Genomic DNA, 276 nt, shown 5'->3' with positions numbered 1-276 from the left:
CGTAATCCGGTACCGTCCAGTGCTGATGGTAGTGGCTGTCGATCATCTGGTTAAAGCGCTGGAATAATTTCAGCTCGCCGCGCATCCCGCTGGCGGCATGATCGTCGAGCCTGGCGTTGCGCAGCAGCAGGGTAAAGACCGCCTGCGCCAGCAGCGCCAGGGTATGCTCCCGCCCCGGTAGCTGGGCGGTGGACTCCCGGCGAATCAGCTGCCAGTAGTGCGCCAGCGCCGCCAGCTCGTCGGGTTTATCCGCCAGCGACAGGCAGATCCCCGGCA

General features: G+C 64.9%; 1 protein-coding gene. It reads right to left on the bottom strand.

What is annotated here, in order from left to right; all coding sequences use genetic code 11:
- On the bottom strand, positions 1 to 276 hold a 276-nt coding region (locus FLQ03_RS18865; RefSeq protein ID WP_206211058.1), incomplete at both ends, for a hypothetical protein.

The organism is Vogesella urethralis (genome assembly GCF_007644045.2).
Taxonomy (GTDB): Bacteria; Pseudomonadota; Gammaproteobacteria; order Burkholderiales; family Chromobacteriaceae; genus Vogesella; species Vogesella urethralis.
This window is presented reverse-complemented; position numbering and strand designations above follow the sequence as displayed.